At 69.1% G+C, this 21,052-nt stretch carries 20 protein-coding genes and 3 tRNA genes; 3 read left to right on the forward strand and 20 right to left on the reverse strand.

Going from position 1 to position 21,052, the window contains the following annotated elements; genetic code table 11:
• Nucleotides 1-87: 87 nt before the first annotated feature.
• The 10 genes from rpoB to ACFYYJ_RS23640 all read right to left on the reverse strand — a co-directional run bounded on the left by rpoB (nt 88) and on the right by ACFYYJ_RS23640 (nt 10,389).
• Nucleotides 88-3,570 carry a DNA-directed RNA polymerase subunit beta gene (rpoB, locus tag ACFYYJ_RS23595; protein WP_385126288.1) on the reverse strand — a complete coding sequence of 1,161 codons (3,483 nt, stop codon included), beginning with the start codon at nt 3,568-3,570 and terminating at the stop codon, nt 88-90.
• A gap of 554 nt (nt 3,571-4,124) precedes the next feature.
• Nucleotides 4,125-4,508: a 50S ribosomal protein L7/L12 gene (gene rplL / locus ACFYYJ_RS23600; RefSeq protein WP_384588162.1), complete on the reverse strand. Its 384-nt coding sequence runs from the start codon at nt 4,506-4,508 to the stop codon at nt 4,125-4,127.
• A 111-nt stretch (nt 4,509-4,619) separates the two neighbouring features.
• On the reverse strand, nt 4,620-5,150 hold the full coding sequence (gene rplJ, locus ACFYYJ_RS23605; RefSeq protein WP_030026650.1) for a 50S ribosomal protein L10: 531 nt from the start codon (nt 5,148-5,150) through the stop codon (nt 4,620-4,622).
• Between the two features lie 263 nt (nt 5,151-5,413).
• Nucleotides 5,414-6,301, reverse strand: coding sequence for a hypothetical protein (locus ACFYYJ_RS23610; RefSeq protein WP_385126290.1), 888 nt, complete (start codon nt 6,299-6,301; stop codon nt 5,414-5,416).
• A gap of 83 nt (nt 6,302-6,384) precedes the next feature.
• Nucleotides 6,385-7,332, reverse strand: coding sequence for a hypothetical protein (locus ACFYYJ_RS23615; protein ID WP_385359120.1), 948 nt, complete (start codon nt 7,330-7,332; stop codon nt 6,385-6,387).
• 190 nt (nt 7,333-7,522) lie between these two features.
• A complete protein-coding gene (gene rplA / locus ACFYYJ_RS23620) occupies nt 7,523-8,251 on the reverse strand; it encodes a 50S ribosomal protein L1 (RefSeq protein WP_384588152.1) in 729 nt (242 codons plus the stop codon).
• 88 nt (nt 8,252-8,339) lie between these two features.
• Nucleotides 8,340-8,774, reverse strand: coding sequence for a 50S ribosomal protein L11 (rplK, locus tag ACFYYJ_RS23625; RefSeq protein WP_030154660.1), 435 nt, complete (start codon nt 8,772-8,774; stop codon nt 8,340-8,342).
• 168 nt (nt 8,775-8,942) lie between these two features.
• Nucleotides 8,943-9,842: a transcription termination/antitermination protein NusG gene (nusG, locus tag ACFYYJ_RS23630; protein WP_389135108.1), complete on the reverse strand. Its 900-nt coding sequence runs from the start codon at nt 9,840-9,842 to the stop codon at nt 8,943-8,945.
• Between the two features lie 83 nt (nt 9,843-9,925).
• The gene (secE, locus tag ACFYYJ_RS23635; RefSeq protein ID WP_030008443.1) at nt 9,926-10,207 is read right to left on the reverse strand and encodes a preprotein translocase subunit SecE; all 282 of its coding nucleotides are present in this window, start codon (nt 10,205-10,207) and stop codon (nt 9,926-9,928) included.
• Nucleotides 10,208-10,316: 109 nt separating this feature from the next.
• A tRNA-Trp gene (locus ACFYYJ_RS23640) sits at nt 10,317-10,389 on the reverse strand.
• Between the two features lie 204 nt (nt 10,390-10,593).
• Between ACFYYJ_RS23640 and ACFYYJ_RS23645 the strand changes: the two genes are divergently transcribed.
• A complete protein-coding gene (locus ACFYYJ_RS23645) occupies nt 10,594-11,820 on the forward strand; it encodes a pyridoxal phosphate-dependent aminotransferase (protein WP_385126295.1) in 1,227 nt (408 codons plus the stop codon).
• A 346-nt stretch (nt 11,821-12,166) separates the two neighbouring features.
• Complete coding sequence (locus tag ACFYYJ_RS23650) at nt 12,167-13,186, forward strand: adenosine deaminase (protein WP_385363612.1); 1,020 nt, start codon at nt 12,167-12,169, stop codon at nt 13,184-13,186.
• On the opposite strand, the gene ACFYYJ_RS23655 is transcribed toward ACFYYJ_RS23650, so the two are convergent.
• From ACFYYJ_RS23655 to ACFYYJ_RS23700, 10 genes are all read right to left on the reverse strand, one after another.
• Nucleotides 13,187-13,603, reverse strand: coding sequence for a hypothetical protein (locus tag ACFYYJ_RS23655; RefSeq protein WP_385130759.1), 417 nt, complete (start codon nt 13,601-13,603; stop codon nt 13,187-13,189).
• 16 nt (nt 13,604-13,619) lie between these two features.
• Nucleotides 13,620-14,735 carry a UDP-N-acetylmuramate dehydrogenase gene (locus ACFYYJ_RS23660; RefSeq protein ID WP_385130823.1) on the reverse strand — a complete coding sequence of 372 codons (1,116 nt, stop codon included), beginning with the start codon at nt 14,733-14,735 and terminating at the stop codon, nt 13,620-13,622.
• A complete protein-coding gene (locus tag ACFYYJ_RS23665) occupies nt 14,732-15,130 on the reverse strand; it encodes a DUF3291 domain-containing protein (RefSeq protein ID WP_385130824.1) in 399 nt (132 codons plus the stop codon). Before ACFYYJ_RS23665 ends, ACFYYJ_RS23660 begins: the two co-directional genes overlap by 4 nt.
• A 77-nt stretch (nt 15,131-15,207) precedes the next feature.
• A complete protein-coding gene (locus ACFYYJ_RS23670; RefSeq protein WP_389135115.1) occupies nt 15,208-16,662 on the reverse strand; it encodes a DHA2 family efflux MFS transporter permease subunit in 1,455 nt (484 codons plus the stop codon).
• Between the two features lie 79 nt (nt 16,663-16,741).
• Nucleotides 16,742-17,311, reverse strand: coding sequence for a TetR/AcrR family transcriptional regulator (locus ACFYYJ_RS23675; RefSeq protein ID WP_385130764.1), 570 nt, complete (start codon nt 17,309-17,311; stop codon nt 16,742-16,744).
• 480 nt (nt 17,312-17,791) lie between these two features.
• Nucleotides 17,792-18,220: a MaoC family dehydratase gene (locus tag ACFYYJ_RS23680; protein WP_385130767.1), complete on the reverse strand. Its 429-nt coding sequence runs from the start codon at nt 18,218-18,220 to the stop codon at nt 17,792-17,794.
• Between the two features lies 1 nt (nt 18,221).
• Entirely contained in the window at nt 18,222-18,674 is a 453-nt protein-coding gene (locus ACFYYJ_RS23685; RefSeq protein ID WP_384590686.1) for a MaoC family dehydratase N-terminal domain-containing protein, read from the reverse strand.
• Nucleotides 18,675-18,839: 165 nt separating this feature from the next.
• Nucleotides 18,840-19,004 (reverse strand): 50S ribosomal protein L33, encoded by a 165-nt coding sequence (gene rpmG, locus ACFYYJ_RS23690; protein WP_007265873.1) that lies wholly within the window; start codon nt 19,002-19,004, stop codon nt 18,840-18,842.
• Nucleotides 19,005-19,090: 86 nt separating this feature from the next.
• Nucleotides 19,091-19,163 (reverse strand) — tRNA-Met (locus ACFYYJ_RS23695).
• A 48-nt stretch (nt 19,164-19,211) separates the two neighbouring features.
• A tRNA-Thr gene (locus ACFYYJ_RS23700) sits at nt 19,212-19,284 on the reverse strand.
• A 468-nt stretch (nt 19,285-19,752) separates the two neighbouring features.
• Between ACFYYJ_RS23700 and ACFYYJ_RS23705 the strand changes: the two genes are divergently transcribed.
• Complete coding sequence (locus ACFYYJ_RS23705; protein ID WP_389135121.1) at nt 19,753-21,039, forward strand: amidohydrolase family protein; 1,287 nt, start codon at nt 19,753-19,755, stop codon at nt 21,037-21,039.
• The last annotated feature ends 13 nt before the right edge of the window (nt 21,040-21,052 follow it).

Below are 21,052 nucleotides of genomic sequence, written 5' to 3' on the forward strand. Positions count from 1 at the left end.
TCCCTCTTTCGGGGTCGAGTCTCAATCATGGTCTGAACGGTCCCGGGGATGACGGGGGACTCTCTGCGGAGTCCCCCGTCAGGCCCGTCAGACCTCTTCGACGCTGCTCGGCTCGCGCCGGGACAGGTCGATACCGAGCTCCTCCGCCGCGCGGAAGACGTCCTCGTCGGTGTCGCGCATCTCGATGGACATGCCGTCCGAGGACAGCACCTCCACGTTGAGGCAGAGCGACTGCATTTCCTTGATGAGCACCTTGAAGGACTCGGGAATGCCCGGCTCGGGGATGTTCTCGCCCTTGACGATGGCCTCGTAGACCTTCACGCGGCCGGTCACGTCGTCGGACTTGATCGTCAGGAGTTCCTGGAGCGCGTAAGCGGCGCCGTATGCCTCAAGCGCCCACACCTCCATCTCACCGAAGCGCTGACCACCGAACTGCGCCTTACCACCCAGCGGCTGCTGCGTGATCATCGAGTACGGACCGGTCGAACGGGCGTGGAGCTTGTCGTCGACCAGGTGGTGCAGCTTGAGGATGTACATGTACCCGACCGAGATCGGGTCCGGGAACGGCTCGCCGGAGCGGCCGTCGAACAGGCGCGCCTTACCGGTCGGGAGCACCATGCGCTCGCCGTCACGGTTCGGGATGGTGTGCTGGAGCAGGCCGGCCAGCTCGTCCTCACGCGCACCGTCGAAGACGGGGGTGGCGACGTTGGTGCCGGGGGCGACCTGGTCGGCGCCGATCGCCTGGAGGCGCTGCGCCCACTCGTCCGCGAGGCCGGAGACGTCCCAGCCGCGGCTGGCGAGCCAGCCGAGGTGGATCTCCAGGACCTGTCCCGGGTTCATTCGGGACGGGACACCCAGCGGGTTCAGGATGATGTCGACCGGCGTGCCGTCCTCAAGGAAGGGCATGTCCTCGATCGGGAGGATCTTGGAGATGACACCCTTGTTGCCGTGACGGCCGGCGAGCTTGTCACCGTCGGTGATCTTGCGCTTCTGGGCGACGTAGACGCGGACCAGCTGGTTCACGCCCGGGGGAAGCTCGTCGCCCTCCTCGCGGTCGAAGACGCGGACACCGATGACCTTGCCGATCTCACCGTGAGGGACCTTGAGCGAGGTGTCACGCACCTCGCGGGCCTTCTCACCGAAGATCGCGCGGAGCAGGCGCTCCTCCGGGGTCAGCTCGGTCTCACCCTTGGGCGTGACCTTGCCGACCAGGATGTCGCCGGCGACGACGTCCGCACCGATGCGGATGATGCCGCGCTCGTCGAGGTCCGCGAGGACCTCCTCGGAGACGTTCGGGATGTCCCGGGTGATCTCCTCGGGGCCGAGCTTGGTGTCACGGGCGTCGACCTCGTGCTCCTCGATGTGGATCGAGGAGAGGACGTCGTCCTGCACGAGGCGCTGCGACAGGATGATCGCGTCCTCGTAGTTGTGACCCTCCCACGGCATGAACGCGACGAGCAGGTTCTTGCCGAGGGCCATCTCGCCCTCTTCGGTCGCGGGACCGTCGGCGAGGACCTGGGACTCGATGATCCGGTCACCCTCGTTGACGATGACCTTCTGGTTGACCGAGGTGCCCTGGTTCGAGCGGGAGAACTTGGCGACGCGGTACGTGGTGTACGTGCCGTCGTCGTTGGCGACGGTGATGTAGTCGGCCGAGACCTCCTGGACGACACCGTCCTTCTCCGCACGGATCGAGTCACCGGCGTCGACCGCACAGCGGTACTCCATGCCGGTGCCGACGAGCGGGGCCTCCGCCTTGATGAGCGGAACGGCCTGGCGCATCATGTTCGCGCCCATGAGGGCACGGTTGGCGTCGTCGTGCTCCAGGAAGGGGATCATCGCGGTCGCGACGGACACCATCTGGCGCGGGGAGACGTCCATGTAGTCGACGTCGCCGCCGGCGATGTAGTCGATCTCGCCGCCACGACGGCGGACCAGGACGCGGTTCTCGGTGAAGCGCATCTCATCGTTCAGGGCGGCGTTCGCCTGGGCGATGACGAAGCGGTCTTCCTCGTCGGCCGTCAGGTAGTCGACCTCGTCGGTGACGACACCGTCGACGACCTTGCGGTACGGGGTCTCGACGAAACCGAACGCGTTGACGCGACCGTAGGAGGCGAGCGAGCCGATCAGACCGATGTTCGGGCCTTCGGGGGTCTCGATCGGGCACATGCGGCCGTAGTGCGACGGGTGAACGTCACGGACCTCGAAGCCGGCCCGCTCACGGGACAGACCACCGGGACCCAGCGCCGAGAGACGACGCTTGTGCGTCAGACCCGACAGCGGGTTGTTCTGGTCCATGAACTGCGACAGCTGGCTGGTGCCGAAGAACTCCTTGATGGAGGCGACGACCGGCCGGATGTTGATCAGGGTCTGCGGCGTGATCGCCTCGACGTCCTGGGTGGTCATGCGCTCGCGCACGACGCGCTCCATACGAGCCAGACCCGTGCGGACCTGGTTCTGGATGAGCTCGCCGACGTTGCGCAGACGACGGTTGCCGAAGTGGTCGATGTCGTCGGTCTCGACCACGATCGAACGGCCGGACTCGCCGATCGTCTCGGTCTCGCCGGCGTGCAGCTTGACCAGGTACTTGATCGTGGCGATGACGTCGTCGGTGGTGAGCACACCGGCGTCGAGCGGCTCGTCGGCGCCGAGCTTCTTGTTCACCTTGTAGCGGCCGACCTTCGCGAGGTCGTAGCGCTTCGGGTTGAAGTAGAGGTTCTCGAGCAGCGTCTGAGCGGCCTCACGGGTCGGCGGCTCGCCCGGGCGCAGCTTGCGGTAGATGTCGAGCAGCGCGTCGTCCTGGCCCTGGGTGTGGTCCTTCTCCAGGGTGGCGCGCATGGACTCGTACTCGCCGAACTCCTCGAGGATCTGCTCGGTGGTCCAGCCGAGAGCCTTCAGGAGGACGGTGACGGACTGCTTGCGCTTGCGGTCGATGCGAACACCGACCATGTCACGCTTGTCGATCTCCATCTCGAGCCAGGCACCCCGGGAGGGGATGATCTTGGCGGAGAAGATGTCCTTGTCGGACGTCTTGTCGATGGAGGAGTCGAAGTAGACACCGGGGGAACGGACAAGCTGCGACACGACGACACGCTCGGTGCCGTTGATGACGAAGGTGCCCTTGTTGGTCATGAGCGGGAAGTCGCCCATGAAGACCGTCTGAGACTTGATCTCTCCGGTCTCGTTGTTCGTGAACTCGGCCGTGACGAACAGCGGAGCCGCGTACGTGAAGTCGCGCTCCTTGCACTCGTCGACGGAGTTCTTCGCCGGCTCGAAACGGTGGTCGCGGAAGGTCAGCGACATCGACCCGGAGAAGTCCTCGATCGGCGAGATCTCCTCGAAGATCTCTTCCAGACCGGACTTGGTGGGGACGTCCTGTCCACTCTCAAGCGCCGACTCGACGCGAGACTTCCAGGCGGCATTGCCGAGAAGCCAGTCAAAGCTCTCGGTCTGCAGCGCCAGGAGGTTCGGAACCTCGAGCGGCTCCTTGATCTTTGCAAAGGAGATGCGCAGCGGGGCAGTGCTGGCACCGGTGTTCGTATTGGTCGAGGCGTTGCGCGAGGCGGCCAAGAGGGGGTCCTTCCGAGGGCTCGGACTCACTACGCGCGTACCGGTCCCAGCCGACACATAAGACCAACCACTCCCGATCCGGCTAAAAGGCCAGGTCAGAACGGTTCAACCAAGTGTGCTTCAGCGTGGGCATGTCCCTGGCGACGGGCAGGGGACAGCTAACAGGCAGCGCAAAGGGTCAGTGTAGCCACTCGGCTCACTGATGTCCAGACCAGGTTTCCGGAAACCGGCAACAGGCCTTCCCCATGTCGTAACGTCGCGACCCTCGTACACAGAGTGTGCGTATCAGTACTGCCCTCTTCGGAGCCGATCCATGCCTCGGATCTCGGATCGAGGTGGTCGAGCTGCCGACGGGACTGAGAATTGCGCGCCTGGTCCCGTTCGTCAAGGCCCCCTGCTCCGTGCGGATCATCCTGGGACCCTGGCGCGGAGCAACGATGATCACCCTACTCCCCAACGACGCAGGGGCAAGTCAGGCACTGCGGATACGCCAAAGGGCGACCACCCTTACGGGTGATCGCCCTTGGATGGGGCCTCAGAGGGCCCCAGAGGTGTTACTTGACCTCGACGGAGGCACCGGCACCCTTGAGGGCCTCGGCGGCCTTGTCAGCGGCCTCCTTGTTGACCTTCTCCAGGACGGGCTTCGGGGCGCCGTCCACGAGGTCCTTGGCCTCCTTCAGACCCAGGGAGGTCAGCTCGCGCACGACCTTGATGACCTGGATCTTCTTGTCGCCGGCGCCGGCGAGGATGACGTCGAACTCGTCCTTCTCCTCCGGGGCCTCGGCGGCGGGGCCACCGGCGGCGGGACCGGCAACGGCGACGGCCGCGGCGGCGGTGACGTCGAACTTCTCCTCGAAGGCCTTCACGAACTCGGAGAGCTCGATGAGGGTCATCTCCTCGAACTGGGCGAGGAGGTCTTCCTGAGAGAGCTTCGCCATGATGGGCGATCCTTCCACTAATTCGGCAGGTGCCGATATGTCTAGAGAGGCGGGCGTAACGGCCCGCTACGACCCGCGCACTAGGCGGCGCGGATCAATGCGCGAGCCGAATTACTCGGCACCGCCCTGCTCGGCGAGCTTGACGCGAAGCGCTTCCGCGGTGCGGACGAACTTCGACGGCAGCGCCTGGAAGAGCGAGGCAGCCTGAGACTGCTTGCCCTTGAACGCGCCGGCCAGCTTGCTGAGCAGAACCTCGCGGGACTCGAGGTCCGCAAGCTTCTTGATGTCGTCGGCGGAGAGAGCCTTACCGTCAAGGACACCGGCCTTGATGATGAGGTTCGGGTTCTCCTTGGCGAAGTCACGCAGGGCCTTCGCCGACTCCACCGGGTCACCGGTGATGAAGGCGACCGCGGTCGGACCAGCGAAGTGCTCGTCCAGCGCGGTGATCCCGGCCTGGTTGGCCGCAATCTTGGTCAGCGTGTTCTTCACCACGGCGTACTGGGCGTTCTCACCAAGGGAGCGACGCAGCGTCTTGAGCTGCGCGACGGTGAGACCCCGGTACTCGGTCAGCACGGCGGCGTTCGAGCTCTGGAACGCGTCCGTGAGCTCGGCTACCGATGCAGCCTTGTTGGGCGTCGGCATGGTGCGTTCGCCTCCTTCCGGGTGATGAGGACCGCTCAGAAGGGGCTGACAAACAAAAACGCCCCGGCGTAGGCGCCAGGGCGTAGCTCGACCGAACAGAATTCGGGAACTTTCCACAGTCACCTGCGCGGGTCGTCCGTAGTCAACGGATCCTTCGGCCACCACACCCTTGCAGGCACGGCAACGACCAGCGGTCTTTGGCTTCTGTGGAAGCGTACGCGAAGGGCTCCAGTCGAGGCAAATCGCCCCCGGGACCGGTCGACTCAGGAGCCGTCGAGGCCTCCCAGCCCCGCGTCCTTCAGCTTCTGGTCGGTCTCCTTCAGCGACTTGTCCACGCCCTTCATCACGTCGTCGAAGTCGACGACCTGGTCGGCCGGGGGCGCACTCACGGCTTCGGCCGTGCCGTAGCCGGAGAACTTCGCCGAGACCTTCGTCGTGCCGTCCTTGGCCACCCTGGAGGTGTCGACGCGGAGCGGGTAGCCGTCCTTGCCGATCCACAGGTCCACCTCGATCGCGCTGTAGTCCTTCAGCGCCTCGTGGAGGGACCGGCGGTTCGCCTCGTCCATGACCTTGGTGGACTCGTCCGCCGCGAGCAGCTCCGCACCGGTGAGGGCGGCCTTGTAGTGCTTGGCCTCCACGCCGTCGGGCTGCTCGGCTCCGACCAGTGTGAGCTTCTGCTGCCCGAGGAGCAGGGCGAGGTACTCGGCCGGGTCGTCGTTGAGCTGGTGGCGGGGCTTGCCGTCCTTGTTCAGGTTCATCTTCATCCAGGACTTGCCCTGCACGGGCTTGTCCACGGCGGTGTAGACGACGTCGCCCAGCATGACCTGGCGGCCGTCGCCCCCCTTGGCGTCGATGCCGGTGGCGGCCGGGTACCAGCCCTTCGTGCCGGTGAGCTGGAGGGGCTTCCCGTCGGCTCCCGTGAACGTCATGTCGAACCGGGCGAACCTGGCGGCCGCCGTCTTCACGTACGACGCCTTCACCGCGTCGGCCGGCGACTCGGCCTTCGGGGCGGCCGAGCCGGCGGGCTTGTCGCCCGCCCCTCCGGCCCCGGCTCCCCCACAGGCCGTGAGCCCGCCGACGAGCAGTGCGGCCCCCGCCGCCGCGACACCGGCCCGGGTCAGGGCGTGCTTGTGCATCTGGTCTTCCCCCATGGTGGATCCGTCTTTCCGTCTTGATGTCCTGCTGTCCTGCTGTCCTGCTGTCCTGCTGTACGTCGTGCGGGCCCGCGGGCTGGTCAGGCCCCGGCGCCGGCCCCGGTCTTGCCGAGCTCCTGCAGCATCGCGAAGAGGTCGAAGGTCTCGTTCTCCGGCGGGGCCTGGACGGTGGCCGCCGAGCCGTAGTCCGAGTAGTGGGCCTCTACCGTCATGGCCCCCTGGGGCATGCCGATGGCGACCTTCATGCGGGCCGGGTAGCCGTCCTTGTCGACCCACACGTCCATGTCGTAGCCCTTGATGCCGGCCGTCTTCATGGCTTCGGTGAGCTTGGCCCGCTCGGCCTCGCTCAGCTGCTTGGAGTTCTGGTTGGCCGCGAGCATCTCATCGAAGCTCAGCGTGCCCTTGTAGTGCGTGGTGTCCACGCCCTCGACCTTCTCCGCGCCGACGCTCTTCACGTTCGGCGAGGCGAGCAGCAGGGCGAGCTGCTTGGCGGGGTCCTGGCTCTGCTCGGCGCCGCCCAGGCCGCCGAACTTCTTGAGGGCCTCGGCGTCGCCCGCGCCCGCGGCGGCGGCCGCCTTCATGTCGAGCTTCATCCAGCGCTTGCCCTCGAAGGCGGCGGAGGACGGCGCACCGGCCGGGATCTCCATGAACATGACGTCGTTCGACATGATCATGCGCATGGTGTCGGCGCCCTGGCCCGGGGCGAGCGCGCCCTTCATGGTGATGTCCATGACGTTCGGGTCCCAGCCCTGCACGCCGGTGAGCTCCACGGTGCCGCCCCCGCCGAGGGTGGCCGGCATCGACATGGTCATGCGCACCTTGGCGGACTTCGCCGCGGAGGTCTTCTTGTAGGCGGCCGCGAGGGCCTCGGTGGCGTTGCCGCCGGCCGCGGGCGCGCTCGGCTGCGCGGACGGAGCGGCCGCCTTGGCCGCGCCGTCCTTCTTCCCGCTCTCGCACGCCGTGGCCCCGCCCACGAGCAGTACGGCCGCCAAGGCCGCTCCGACGGTCTTCTTCCGGTACACGGACATGGCCATGAAGGTCCCCCACCCTTGCTGTCGATCACTTGCTCGGTCGACCCTACGTTCCCCCTCCCGCCGATCGCGCCTCCAAAAGTCCCGTATCGGCGGGATGTGGCCCTGAACACGGAAAACGGGCCCCCCGCCACCCCAGTGAAGGGGGGCGAGGGGCCCGTTCAGCCACTCAGTGAGCCGGGAGGGCTCAGACGGCAGCCGGGTCTTCCTCGACGAGGAGGTTCCGGGTGCGGTTCGGGTCCAGCTGGATGCCGGGGCCCATGGTGGTGCTGAGGGCGGCCTTCTTGATGTAGCGGCCCTTCGCGGCGGACGGCTTCAGACGAAGGATCTCGTCCAGGGCCGCGCCGTAGTTCTCGACCAGCTTGTCATCGGAGAAGGAGACCTTGCCGATGATGAAGTGCAGGTTCGAGTGCTTGTCGACACGGAACTCGATCTTGCCACCCTTGATGTCGGTGACAGCCTTGGCGACGTCCATGGTGACGGTGCCGGTCTTCGGGTTCGGCATCAGGCCACGGGGACCGAGCACGCGGCCGAGACGGCCGACCTTGCCCATGAGGTCCGGGGTGGCGACAACCGCGTCGAACTCGTTCAGGCGGTTGCCCTTGGCGATCTCGTTGATCAGCTCGTCGTCGCCGACAATGTCGGCGCCGGCGGCTTCCGCGGCCGCAGCACGGTCACCGGTCGCGAAGACCAGGACCCGGGCGGTCTTGCCGGTGCCGTGCGGGAGGTTCACGGTGCCGCGGACCATCTGGTCGGCCTTGCGCGGGTCGACACCCAGGCGGAAGGCGACCTCGACGGTGCCGTCGAACTTGGTCGTGGAGGTCTCCTTGGCGAGACGGACGGCCTCGAGCGGGGCGTACAGCTTCTCCCGGTCGACCTTGGCGTCCGCAGCGCGGAGAGTCTTGCTGCGCTTCACTTCTGCTCCTGTATTTCGGCTTCAGGCATGGAGTCGTGGTGCGGACCAGCGCTTGGCCCTACCACTGGTGGTGCTGGGGGTGGCTGGATCAGCCTTCGACCGTGACGCCCATCGAGCGCGCGGTGCCGGCGATGATCTTCATCGCGGCGTCGACGTCGTTGGCGTTGAGGTCGGGCATCTTCAGCTCGGCGATCTCGCGGACCTGGGCGCCGGTGAGCTTGGCGACCTTGGTCTTGTGGGGCTCGCCGGAGCCCTTCTCGATGCCCGCGGCCTTCAGGATGAGGCGCGCGGCCGGCGGAGTCTTGGTGATGAAGGTGAAGGTGCGGTCCTCGTAGACCGTGATCTCCACCGGCACGACCATGCCACGCTGCGACTCGGTCGCGGCGTTGTAGGCCTTGCAGAACTCCATGATGTTGACGCCGTGCTGACCGAGCGCGGGGCCGACCGGCGGAGCCGGGTTGGCCGCACCGGCCTTGATCTGGAGCTTGATAAGCCCCGTGACCTTCTTCTTCTTGGGAGGCATTGCTCTCTCCGGGTCCTAGTGAGAGTTTTCAGCCGCCGATCCGGTCATCCGGATGGAGGCATACCGCACCACGATAACGGGTATCGGTGCGGGGCTAAAAACCGAGCAGGTCAGACCGCCCTTTACGGGGCGATCTGACCTGTCCGGAAGCGTGGGCCCAGAAGATCCCTAGTTCTTCTGGATCTGGTCGAAGCTGAGCTCGACCGGGGTCTCGCGACCGAAGATCTCGACGAGGCCCTTGACCTTCTTCGAGTCCGGGTTGATCTCGTTGATCGTCGCCTGCAGCGTCGCGAACGGACCGTCGGTGACGGTGACCGAGTCGCCGACCTCGAAGTCCAGGACCTCGATGGTGCGCTTGACGGCGGGGGCCGGCAGGCCCGCGGCCTCGGCGGCGGCCTTGTCGGCCTTCTCCTTGGCCTCCGGCGCGAGCATCTTGACGATCTCGTCCAGGGTCAGCGGGTAGGGGTCGTACGCGTTGCCGACGAAGCCGGTGACACCGGGCGTGTTGCGGACGACGCCCCAGGACTCGTTCGTCAGATCCATGCGGACGAGAACGTAACCGGGCAGCTTGTTCTGCCGGACGTTCTTGCGCTCGCCGTTCTTGATCTGGACGATCTCTTCCTCGGGCACCTCGGCCTGGTAGATGAACTCCTCGACGTTCAGCGAGACGGCACGCTGCTCCAGGTTGGCCTTCACGCGCTTCTCGTAGCCCGCGTAGGTGTGGATGACGTACCACTCGCCGGGGAGCAGGCGCAGCTCGTCGCGGAGGGCCTGGATGGGGTCGACGGGCTCGGCGGGCTCGGCCTCGACGTCGGCCTCTTCCTCGGCCTCGTCGTCCTCGTCCGCCTCGTCGGCAGCCGGCTCGACCTCGGCGTCGTCCTCGACCTCGGCGTCGACGTCACCCTCGTCCTCGACGTGCAGCGCGGCCTCTTCGGCGGCGACACCCGCCTCGGCGTCGGCGAGCTCGGCCTCGTCGGGGTCCACAGCGTCCGCCGCCTCGACGATGTCGAGCGCGTCCTCGACGGACTCGACGGAGTCGTGGCTCGCGTTCAGGTTCGGGTCAGACACGGTGGCTGCTTCTTCCTGGATACAAAAGGTGGTGGAACATGCGAAAACGGGCGACACCATCAAGGCGCCGCCCCCCGCGGGGATCAGCCGAAGACGAACTTGATGGCTTTCTCGAACCCGAAGTCAATCACGGTCACCAGACCGATCATGATGACGACGAAGACAATCACCACGGTGGTGTACGTCGTGAGCTGGTTGCGAGTGGGCCAGACAACCTTGCGGAGTTCCGCGATGATCTGGCGGTAGAACAGCGCGAGCCGGCCCAGAGGACCCTTCTTGCCGCGCTTGCCGCCCTTGCGGGCCTTCTTCTCGCGCGTCTCGTCCTCGGCGTCAGGCATGTCGATGGAGCCCAGGGCGTCCGTCACGTCTCTCACCTGAATCCGGGTCGTGGCCGTACCGCGCCCGGTTGCGCCGCACGGCGTTGCATCGAAGTACGTACCTGCGCACACACATCCGAAGAATTGGAGTGTGGAGCAGGGCCGGAGGGACTCGAACCCCCAACCGCTGGTTTTGGAGACCAGTGCTCTACCAATTGAGCTACGACCCTTTGCGTCCCCCAACCTACCGCATCCGGGCGAGTGCACGGAGTGCTCACGCTCTGCAGCGGTCGGCGAGGTCCAACGACAGGTGAGTGTACGTGAACCGGGCCCTGACGTCGAACAGCACCGTCCGGGAGGTCATCCGGCCATCCCGCGGTCCGGTGACTGAAACGGTGTGCGGCGCCTGTTTGGCGTCTGGGACGATTGCCCGCATGACCTCTGCAACGCCTTCCTCCGAGCGCCGCGTCTCCGCCCGTATCGGCGCCATCTCCGAGTCCGCCACCCTCGCCGTCGACGCCAAGGCCAAGGCCCTCAAGGCCGCCGGGCGCCCGGTGATCGGCTTCGGCGCGGGCGAGCCCGACTTCCCGACCCCGGACTACATCGTCGAGGCCGCGGTCGAGGCCTGCCGCAACCCGAAGTACCACCGCTACACGCCGGCCGGCGGTCTGCCCGAGCTGAAGGCCGCCATCGCCGCCAAGACGCTGCGCGACTCCGGCTACGAGGTCGACGCGTCGCAGGTCCTGGTGACCAACGGTGGCAAGCAGGCGATCTACGAGGCCTTCGCGGCCATCCTCGACCCGGGTGACGAGGTCATCGTCCCGGCTCCCTACTGGACCACGTACCCGGAGTCCATCCGTCTCGCCGGCGGTGTCCCGGTCGAGGTCGTCGCCGACGAGACCACCGGCTACCGCGTCTCCGTCGAGCAGCTCGAAGCGGCCCGCACCGAGCGCACGAAGGTCGTCCTGTTCGTCTCCCCGTCCAACCCGACGGGCGCGGTCTACAGCGAGGCCGACGCCGAGGCGATCGGCCGCTGGGCCGTCGAGCACGGCCTGTGGGTCCTGACGGACGAGATCTACGAGCACCTGGTCTACGGCGACGCGAAGTTCGTCTCCCTGCCGGCGATCGTCCCCGAGCTGGCCGACAAGTGCATCGTCGTCAACGGCGTCGCCAAGACGTACGCGATGACCGGCTGGCGCGTGGGCTGGATCATCGGCCCCCGCGACGTCGTGAAGGCCGCGACCAACCTGCAGTCGCACGCCACCTCCAACGTCTCCAACGTGGCCCAGGTCGCGGCGCTGGCCGCCGTCTCCGGCGACCTGGAGGCCGTCCACGAGATGCGCACCGCCTTCGACCGCCGCCGCCAGACGATGGTGCGGATGCTGAACGAGATCGACGGCGTCTTCTGCCCGACTCCCGAGGGTGCCTTCTACGTCTACCCGGCGGTCAAGGACATCCTCGGCAAGGAGATCCGCGGCAAGCGCCCGCAGACCTCCGTCGAGCTCGCGGCCCTGATCCTGGACGAGGTCGAGGTCGCGGTCGTCCCGGGCGAGGCCTTCGGCACGCCGGGCTACCTCCGCCTGTCGTACGCCCTGGGCGACGAGGACCTGGTGGAAGGCGTCTCCCGCATCCAGAAGCTCCTGGCGGAGGCCAAGGCCTAGGCCTGACCCGGCCCCCAGCCCCCTGAGCGGCGCCCTCCCCTCCCGGGAGGCCGCCGCTCAGTCATTCCCGGGCCGGGCCCGCCCCCGGCCGCTGCGCGGAGCAGGTCCCCTACCCGCCCTTCCACCGTTCCCTGGGGCTTCGCCCCAGACCCCGCGCCTCAAACGCCGGCGAGGCTGGAGTGCCCGCAGGGCAATTTCAGCCCGTCCGGCGTTTGAGGACCGGGGGTCCGGGGGCAGCGCCCCCGGCAACGGCGCAGCACCAGGGAGCCCCGCGCATGCGTACGGGCAAGCCCCCAAAAGGTAAAACCCCCTCCCGCCCGGCGCAGCGGTACGGCAGGATCGCCAAATGGAGCACCCCCGCGATCTCACGCTTCTGCCGAAGGCCCACCTCCACCTGCACTTCACCGGCTCGATGCGCCCATCGACCCTCCTGGAGCTCGCCGACAAGTACGGCGTCCGCCTCCCGGACGCCCTCACCGCAGGCGAGCCGCCGAAGCTGCGCGCCACCGACGAGCGCGGCTGGTTCCGCTTCCAACGGCTCTACGACGCCGCCCGCTCCTGCCTCCGGGAGCCCGAGGACATCCACCGCCTCGTGCGCGAGGCCGCGGAGGAGGACGTACGGGACGGCAGCGGCTGGCTGGAGATCCAGGTGGATCCCACCTCCTACGCGCCCCTCCTCGGCGGGATGATCCCGGCCGTCGAACTGATCCTCGACGCCGTCGACTCCGCGTCCCGGGAAACCGGCCTCGGCATGCGGGTCCTGATCGCCGCCAACCGCATGAAGCACCCCCTCGACGCCCGCACCCTCGCCCGCCTGGCCGTCCGCTACGCCGACCGCGGCGTCGTCGGTTTCGGGCTCTCCAACGACGAGCGCCGCGGCATGGCCCGCGACTTCGACCGGGCCTTCGCCATCGCCCGCGAGGGCGGCCTCCTCGCCGCCCCGCACGGCGGTGAGCTCACCGGCCCGTCCTCGGTCCGGGACTGCATCGACGATCTGCACGCCGCCCGCATCGGGCACGGCGTACGGGCCGCGGAGGACCCCCGGCTGCTCAAGCGGCTCGCGGACCGGCAGATCACCTGCGAGGTCTGCCCGGCCTCCAACGTGGCGCTCGGGGTGTACGAGCGGCCCGAGGACGTGCCCCTGCGCACGCTCTTCGAGGCGGGCGTGCCGATGGCGCTCGGCGCCGACGACCCGCTCCTGTTCGGGTCCCGGCTCGCGGCCCAGTACGAGATCGCCCGCCGGCACCACGGCTTCACGGACGCGGAGCTCGCCGAGCTGGCCCGCCAGTCGGTGCGCGCTTCGGCCGCGGCGGAGGACGTACAGGCCAAGCTGCTGGCCGGGATCGACCACTGGCTGGCGTCCTGATCACCGGGTGAGCCGCAGGTCCCCGTCGTGGCAGTCGGCGCGCACCCGGCCCCCGTCGGGGAAGCCGATCTCCAGGTGGGTGCGTCCCTGTTCGGGCAGCGCGAACTCGGCGACCGAGGCGACGGTCTCGCCGAGGTGGCGCAGGAACGGGTGGTCGCCGAGGTCCTCTCCGACCTCGATGCGGCCCCACTCCCCCATGTCGTAGGGCTCGTGCGGCGGCGCGGACTCCACGATCAGGCACTGGTCTGAGCCGGTCGTGATCCGGATGGAGTCGCCGACGCTGTCGATCAGCCAGACGTCGAGGGGGGCCTCGGAGCGCTCGCCGTCGCTGACGTGCCAGGACGCGACGACTCGGCTGAGCGTGCGCCCCACGAGACGAGTGGGGTCCGTACCGGCCCCGTGCAGGGGACAGAGCATGGGCGGCCGGGACTCCTCAGATGCTGACGCCGACCGTCACCGGTTCGTTGACCAGGGTGACGCCGAAGGCCGCGTGGACGCCCGCGACGACCTCGCGGGCCAGGGTGAGGAGGTCCTCGGTGGTGGCCTCGCCGCGGTTGGTCAGGGCGAGGGTGTGCTTGGTGGAGATGCGCGCCGGGCCGGTGCCGTAGCCCTTGGTGAAGCCGGCCTTGTCGATCAGCCAGGCCGCGCTGGTCTTCGTGCGGCCCTCACCCGCGGGGTAGGCGGGCGGGGTGGTGTCGGCGCCGAGGCGGTCCTGGACGCGGGCGAGGAAGGCGGCGTAGGCCTCGTCGGTCAGGATCGGGTTGTGGAAGAACGAGCCGGCCGACCAGGTGTCGTGGTCGGCGGGGTCGAGGACCATGCCCTTCCCGGCGCGCAGGCGCAGCACGGTCTCCCGCGCGACGGCGGCCGGGACCCGGTCTCCGGCCTCGACGCCGAGGGCGCGGGCGGTCTCGGGGTACTTGATCGGCGCGGAGAGCCCGCCGGCGTCTTCCAGGGCGAAGCGGACCCGCAGGACGACGTACCGCTCGGGCTGGTGCTTGAAGAGGCTGTTGCGGTACGTGAACGCGCACTCGGCGGCGCTCAGCGTGACCGTCTCGCCCCGTGTGCGGTCGTAGGCGACGACCTCGGTGATGGTGTCGCAGACCTCCTGGCCGTACGCCCCGACGTTCTGGATCGGGGTCGCACCGGCGGAGCCGGGGATTCCGGCGAGGCATTCGATTCCGGCCAGGCCCGCCTCGACGGTGCGGGCGACGGCGTCGCTCCAGTTCTCGCCGGCGGCGAGCTCCAGGGTGGTGCCGTCGAGGGTGTAGCCGGTGGTCGCGATGCGCAGGGCGGTGCCCTCGAAGCCCCGGTCGCCGATGACCAGGTTGCTGCCGCCTCCGATGACCAGGAGCGGGGTGCCGCTCTCGTCCGCGGCGCGGACGGCGGCGATCACCTCGGCGTCGGTGGTCGCGGTCACCAGGCGACTGGCGGGGCCACCGAGGCGGAAGGTGGTCAGCGGGGCGAGGGGGGCGTCGTGGAGTTCCTGCACGTGGACAAGAGTACGGTCCGTGCCCCTCGCATCCCTGCGGGGCCACGGACCGCGGCTCAGGAGCGCGACTTCTCCTCGGCGAGGCGGCGCTCCGCCTCCTCCCAGCCGATGGGCAGTTCGGAGGCCCGTACGGTCCAGAAGGTGAAGGCGGATTCCTTCATGTACGCGCTGGCGGCGCGGGAGCTGGACCGGTGGGGCTCGCTGCGGGCGAAGCGGTAGAGCGCGTCCCGGTCCTCCCAGGCGGAGAGGGTCAGGAAGGTGCGGCCGAAGACCCGGGCCCGGAGGGCGGTGCCGTGGGCTCCGGGGGCCTTGCGGATCTGTCCGATGATGCCGGGTGCCTTGAGGAAGAACTTGAACGCTCCGGCGAGGGTCGCGGTCTCGAAGCGGGAGGCCATGACGTAGACCTCGGCGTCGGGGGCGGCCTGGGTGGGCGTCGACCAGGGGATGTCGGGCATGGCGAACACTCCTTCGCTCGGATTGATCGAAGAGTAAGGGGCTCAACTTGAGTTTGGGCAGTACATCTGCGGTCTGGTCAGCGGATCGCGGAGACCTTCTCCGGCGACCGGCCCGACGCCTCGCCGACGGCGTGGGCCGGGGCGGGGGAGGAAGCGCCCTTGCGCGGCAGGAGCAGGGCGAGGCCGGCGGCCAGGGCCACGGCGGCCGCGCCGATCCACAGGGCCGGGACGGTGCCGTCGGTGAAGGCCTGCGGGGACTCGTAGCCGCCCTGTGCGGAGAAGACCGAGGCCAGGACGGCCACGCCGAGGGCTCCGCCGACCTCCCGCAGGGCGTTGTTGGTGCCGGAGGCCTTGCCCTGGTCGGCGGGGGCCACGGTGGACATCAGGACGTTGGCGGCGGGGGCGAAGTAGAGGGCCATTCCGATCCCGCTGAGGATCAGCGCGGGCAGCTGGGCGGCGTACGAGACGTCGGCGCTCAGGATCGCGGCGAACCAGCCGAGGCCGAGGGCCTGCAGCGCGAGCCCGGCGGCGACGACGGGGCGGCCGCCGATGCGGTCGGAGAGGATGCCGGCGACGGGGGCGACGATCATCGGCATACCGGTCCAGGGGAGCATCCGCAGCCCGGCCTCGGTCGGCGAGTAGCCCGCGACGCCCTGGAGGAACTGGCTGAGCAGGAAGATCGAGCCGAACATGCCCAGGAACATGAGCAGGCTGGCCAGGTTGATCCCGAGGAAGCCGCGGCTGCGGAAGAGCCTCATGGGAAGCATGGGGTTCGCGCTCTTGAAGCCGTGCAGCACGAACCCGCCGACCAGCGCGGCGCCGACGATCAGCCCGCTGAGCACGGGTGCGCTGGTCCAGCCCTTGGAGTTGGCGTTGACCAGGGCGTAGACGATGCCGAAGAGCCCGCCGCTGACGAGCAGGGTGCCGGGAACGTCAAGACGGGAGCCGGGGGCGGTCGATTCTGCGAGCCGGAGCCGGGCGAGCGGTATGAGCGCGAGCCCGATCGGCACGTTGAGCCAGAAGATCCACTGCCAGGAGATGTGCTCGGTGAGGCTGCCGCCGATGAGGGGCCCGCTGGCGACGGCGAGGCCGGTGACGGCGCCGTAGATCCCGAGGGCCATCCCGCGCCGGGCCGCCGGCACTGCGGCGGTGAGCAGGGTCAGGGTGAGCGGCATCATGATCGCGGCGCCGACGCCCTGGACGGCACGGGCGGCGATGAGGGCGTCGATCCCGGACGAGAGCGCGGCCGCCGCGGAGGCGCCGGTGAACACCGTGAGCCCCACGATGAACAGCTTGCGCCGCCCGAACCGGTCCCCGAGGGCGGAGCCGAACAGCAGCAGGACGGCGAAGGTGAGCGTGTAGGCGTTCACCGTCCACTCCAGGTCCTCCAACTTGCCGCCCAGGTCGGCCCGGATGGCGGGGAGGGCGGTGGTCACGACGAGGTTGTCGAGGGCGGCCATGAAGCTGGCGACGCCGGTGATGACGAGCGCCCACACAGCGGGCCCCCGGAGTTTGCCGTCTTGCGTGTTCACGCTTCCCCCTACTTGTTAGTTATCACTGACTAACTTCCGCGCCCACAACCGAGCCGCACCCAGGGCCGAAGCCCCGCCCCTACGCCTCCAGGCGACCCTTCTCCCGAGCCTCGGGGTACAGCCCCTCCCAAACCCGGTGCTCGGGCGGGAAACCCATGGCGGCCAGGGTGTTGATCAACATCCCGTATGCCATGAAGGTCGTGGCCTCCTTCGCGTCCCAGCCGAAGGGCACGTGGACCGTGTCCCAGAGCTCCATCCACCCCTTCCGCACGAGCTCACCGAGCTCGCGATCACCGGCCGCCTCGGCGGCGGCGACGGTGACGTACATCTGGAGCTGCATCTGGAGCTTGTCCGGATCCTCGGCGATGAGCCGGGTGTACGCATTGGCCATGGCCTGCTTGGCCTCCTCCCCCCGCAACCCCTCGGAAGCGGCGGCGAAGACCTCACGGGTGTCGCGCAGGCAACGCTCGGAGGCGGCGAGGAAGATCGCGAGCTTGTTCGGGAAGAGCCGGAACAGATACGGCTGCGAAACCCCCACCCGCTTGGCGATCGCCTCGGTGGAGGTCCCGTGGTAGCCCCCACGCGCGAACTCGTGCATCGCCGCACGAATGACGCTCTCACGCCGCTCTTCCGCACTCATCCTTGCCATGATTCGAAGTTAGTGCTCAATCACTAACTAAGTCAAGGGCAAGGACGAGCAGGCACACGGCACGATCCGTCACGGCTCACGACCAGCCAGACGGGGGGCAGGCGCCGTCATGGAGGAGCACGTGGCGATCCGTGGTGCCGTGGACCAGCCCCGGACGCGGTTCAGACGCCGTCGCGGAGAAGCGCGTAGCGATCTGAGGAGCCCATTCCCCGCCGAGGCTCGTGTGGTCGGCGTTTGGAGCAGGGTGGCCGCCGGCCCGGTCCGGGAGATGGGCGGAGCGGGCCGAGGCGGGGCGCGCCCCACCGGAGCAGGGTCGGGCATCCCGGCCCGCCCCGCCGTTGACCACCCCAAGGCGGCACCCCAAGGCGGCACCCCGAGGGCGGCACCCCGAGGGCGGCGCCCCAATGCGGCACGCCCAAGGGCGGCAGCCCCGAGGCCGCAACCCAAGGGCACCACCCCAATGCGGTGAGGGCCCAGCCCTCAGCCCAGCGCGACCACCGCGCGCGACATGCCCAGGACCTTCTGGCCCGCGCTCATCGCCGTCAGGTCCACGCGGACCCGCTTGTCGTCGAGCTTCGCCGCGACCTTGGCCGTGACCTCGATCAGCCCGCCCTGGTCGTCGTTCGGGACGACGACCGGCTTCGTGAAGCGCACGCCGTACTCGACCACCGCGCCCGGGTCGCCGACCCAGTCGGTGACCACGCGGATCGCCTCGGCCATGGTGAACATGCCGTGCGCGATGACGTCCGGCAGCCCGACCTCCTTGGCGAACTTCTCGTTCCAGTGGATCGGGTTGAAGTCACCGGAGGCACCCGCGTACCGCACCAGCGTGGCGCGCGTCACGGGGAAGGAGGCCGCCGGCAGTTCGGTGCCGACCTCGACATCGTCGTACTGGATCTGCGCTGCCATGTCAGGCCTCCTCGGGGGCGCGGGAGACGAGCTTCGTCCATGCCGTCACCACGTGCTCACCGGTCTCGTCGTGGACCTCGCCACGGATGTCGATGATGTCGTTGCCCGCCATCGACTTCACGGCCTCGATGGTGGAGGTCACCGAGAGGCGGTCGCCGGCGCGCACCGGACGGGAGTAGGCGAACTTCTGGTCGCCGTGCACGACGCGGCTGTAGTCCAGCCCCAGCTGCGGGTCCTCGATGACCTGGCTCGCCGCCGCGAAAGTGATGGCGAACACAAAGGTCGGCGGCGCGATCACATCGGAGTAGCCGTACGCCTTGGCGGCTTCGGGGTCCGTGTAGACGGGATTGGCGTCACCCACCGCGACCGCGAACTCGCGGATCTTCTCCCGGCCGACCTCATACGGATCGGTGGGCGGGTAGCTCCGCCCCACGAAGGACTGGTCGAGAGCCATGACTCACTACCTCCACAAAGAAACAGATGCATCACAAGGACAAGACGGCGGACGGCCAAGACCGCAGACGACCAACCGGGCCGGACACTCGGAAACGACACGAGGCCGCCCCCCGTTAAGGGGACGACCTCATGACGTTGCCTGTATTTCGAGACGCCGCTGGGGTCAGCGGGTCTCGCGGTGCGCGGTGTGCGAGTTGCAGCGCGGGCAGTGCTTCTTCATCTCCATGCGGTCCGGGTTGTTACGCCGGTTCTTCTTGGTGATGTAGTTCCGCTCCTTGCACTCCACGCAGGCCAGCGTGATCTTCGGGCGGACGTCGGTGGCAGCCACGTGAGTGCTCCTTGACGGATGGGGACGGATGAACGCATAAAAGAGTAGCCGATCGGGAGACCGACCCCGCAATCGGCTACTGGGTGTAGCGGCGACCGGACTTGAACCGGTGACACAGCGATTATGAGCCGCTTGCTCTACCGACTGAGCTACGCCGCTTTGATGTGATCAGCTCCCCACCCGAGGGTGGGGAACCTCTCTCACCAGAGCCCCAATGCGGAATCGAACCGCAGACCTTCTCCTTACCATGGAGACGCTCTACCGACTGAGCTATTGGGGCGAGCGATGAAGACATTACACGGTTGCCCGCCCATCGCCCAAATCCTTTGGGGGGACAGGGCTCCGAGGGGGTCCGGCCGTCCTTCTCGATCGGCCCCGAGGCCGCCCCACCCCCCATTCCCACCCCAAATGTGTCCGGGGTCACTCCGGCCCGCCGCAGCACTCGGACGCCGGCCCACGCACCGGCCCACTCAACCCACCGTGGCACCCGCCCGCACCCGCCCCCACCCGGTCGCACCCGCCCGCACCCACCCACCCGCGCACCACACCGGTACGACTATTGCGCTCTTCCCTGAAGCGAGGTGCCCCGCGCCCTAGGCTCTGAGCACGCTGCGTGATCTTGGGCCACGGATCGCGAGCCATGGGTCGCGAGCCGCAGGTCAGGAGCCCCGGCTGCCGGCCCCCGGGCCCCAAGCCCCCGGCCGCGGCCCAAAGGCCCAGGAACCGCCCGAGCCACCGCAGGAGCGCGATGTCCGACAGCCCGCCGCAGCAGCCGTCCCACTCCCCGCGCAACGGCCGTGGCGAGAGCGGCGGTCTCGGTAACGCGGCCGCCGCCGAAGCCACCACCCTGCTGCTCGCCGGGGCCCGCCTCACCGATGGCCGGACCGTCGACGTCCGCCTCGGCGGCGGCCGCATCCAGGCCGTCGGCACATCGGGCAGCCTGCCCTCCCCCGCGCTGTCCCGGGTGGATCTCAGCGGCTATCTGCTGCTCCCCGCCCCCGCCGAGCCGCACGCCCACGGGGACACCGCCCTGACCGCCGACGGCGAGGGGCCCGTGTCCTACGCCCCCGACGACGTCCAGCGGCGGGCCACCGAGGCCGCCCTGCTCCAGCTCGGCCACGGCGCCACGGCGGTGCGCTCGCACGTGCGGATCGGCGACGTCCACGGCCTCGGCCCGCTGGAGGCCGTGCTCCAGGCACGGCGCTCGCTGCGCGGCCTCGCCGACCTGACCACCGTGGCCGTACCCCGGCTGCTGACCGGGGTGGCCGGCGCGGACGGGCTCGCCATGCTGCGGGACGCGGTCAAGATGGGCGCCTCGGTGATCGGCGGCTGCCCCGACCTGGACCCCGACCCGATCGGCTTCCTCGAAGCCGTCCTCGATCTCGCCGGCGAGCACGGCTGCCCCGTGGACCTGCACACGGACGGTGACGACCCGGCCCGCCTCTCCCGGCTCGCGGCCATGGCCGGCGGACTGCGCCCCGGGGTGACCATCGGCCCCTGCGGCGGCCTGTCCCGGCTCCCGCTCGACGCGGCGACCCGCGCCGCCGACCAGCTGGCCGCGGCCGGCGTACGGGTGACCTGCCTCCCGCAGGGCGACTGCGCGGCCCTGGAACGCCGCGGGCTGCGCACCGCGCCCGTGCGGCTGCTGCGGGCCGCCGGGGTGCGGGTCTCGGCCGGCAGCGGGGCGCTGCGGGACGCGGGGAACCCGGTCGGCCGGGGCGACCCGCTGGAGGCCGCGTACCTGCTGGCCTCCCAGGGCGGCCTGCGGGCGGCGGAGGCCTACGAGTCGGTCAGCGCCTGCGCCCGCGAGGCGATGGGCCTGCCGGAGGTGCGGGTGGAGGCCGGGTTCCCGGCGGAGCTGCTCGCCGTGCGCGGGGACCGGATCGCGGGGGTGCTGTCCCTCGCGTACAGCCGCATCGTGATCCACCGCGGGCGCGTCGTAGCCCGTACGAGTGCCGTACGGGAGTACTGCGACTCCGCCGTCGCGGTGGCCCTGGACCTGCCCCGGCAGGGCCGTACGGAGCCCGGACCCTGAGCTTTCCCGCGCC

It is taken from the genome of Streptomyces sp. NPDC002467 (assembly GCF_042889825.1).
GTDB lineage: Bacteria > Actinomycetota > Actinomycetes > Streptomycetales > Streptomycetaceae > Streptomyces.